Source organism: Petrotoga halophila DSM 16923, assembly GCF_002924615.1.
In genome coordinates this window covers 1-1,184 of the sequence record NZ_JALY01000272.1, presented here as the reverse complement: position 1 = coordinate 1,184, position 1,184 = coordinate 1, and the positions used below count along the sequence as shown (strand labels likewise).

Below are 1,184 nucleotides of genomic sequence, written 5' to 3'. Positions count from 1 at the left end.
AATAATATGATTTCTTTCGAAACTAACTTAGTTACGAAAAGCGGTAACAAAGTTCCGGTTTTAATTACGGGTGTAACGTATGAAGAAGTTGATGTGAGTAGAATTATTTTGGTTATAACAGACATTACTGAAAAGAAAAAACTTGAAGAAATACTTAAAAAATACGCGACTTTCGACGATTTAACCGGTTCTTACAACAGAAGAGCAGGTTTTTATGCTTTAGAAAAATATTTTCAACTTGCCAAAAGAAGGAAAGAGCCTTTGTCTATTGTTTTTATTGATATAGACAATCTTAAATACATAAACGACAATTATGGTCACGATGCAGGGGATTACATCCTAAGAAAGGTGACTGATGTATTAAAAAATTCCTTAAGAGAATCCGATTTGATAATACGAGTAGGTGGAGATGAATTTGTTTTAGGCCTCCCAAATGCCGAAGAAATTGATGTTCATAAAATTTTTCAACGAATTTTAAACCAACTACAAAATGTAAAAGTGGATGGTAACGTGAGGATTGATTTAAGTTATGGTGTTTCAGAATATAAAGACTTCCAAAAGGATATAAGCCTTGAATCATTAATAAAAGAAGCCGATAATAAAATGTACGAAATGAAAAGAGCGAAGAAATGAAATGTTTCCTTGACAGTTGAGAATATCAATGCTATAATATTTCAGGGTTGAATAAGAAGCAAAAATTACGGAGAGGTGGCCGAGTGGCCGAAGGCGCTTGCCTGCTAAGCAAGTGTAGAGGTGACTCTACCGAGGGTTCGAATCCCTCCCTCTCCGCCATTTTTTATCAAAGTATCAACGTGCCTGTAGCTCAATTGGATAGAGCGTTGGACTGCGGATCCGGAGGTTGCCGGTTCAAATCCGGCCAGGCACGCCAAATTATGCAAAATAAAATCGGTCTTATTTTAGACCGATTTTTGTTTATGCTTTTTGAACTTTCCCAGATTTTAAACATTTCGTACAAACATACATTCTTCTTACTGTACCTTCGTCGGTTACCACTCTTATCTTTTGAAGGTTAGGCCTCCATACCCTCCTGGTTGTTACTTTTGATTTAGCAACGGTGTTGCCGGTTGATGGACTTTTTCCGCATATTTCACATTTTCTTGCCATTTATATTCCTCCTTAGCCTACATTTTTTGTGTCGTTAGAAATTCTGAAACTTAATAATT

Annotated in this window: 2 protein-coding genes and 2 tRNA genes; 3 read left to right on the top strand and 1 reads right to left on the bottom strand. The window is 36.0% G+C overall.

The features are described 5' to 3' along the window. The 3 genes from AA81_RS12840 to AA81_RS12830 form a co-directional block, all read left to right on the top strand. Positions 1-633, top strand: a 633-nt coding sequence (locus AA81_RS12840) for a GGDEF domain-containing protein (RefSeq protein ID WP_146050400.1), incomplete at its 5' end; no start/stop codon positions are given. 69 nt (positions 634-702) lie between these two features. Continuing rightward, positions 703-792 (top strand) — tRNA-Ser (locus tag AA81_RS12835). 20 nt (positions 793-812) lie between these two features. Beyond that, positions 813-889 (top strand) — tRNA-Arg (locus tag AA81_RS12830). Positions 890-933: 44 nt separating this feature from the next. Here AA81_RS12830 and rpmB read toward each other — a convergent pair. Continuing rightward, positions 934-1,125: a 50S ribosomal protein L28 gene (gene rpmB, locus AA81_RS12825; RefSeq protein WP_103899256.1), complete on the bottom strand. Its 192-nt coding sequence runs from the start codon at positions 1,123-1,125 to the stop codon at positions 934-936. Between the last annotated feature and the right edge of the window lie 59 nt (positions 1,126-1,184).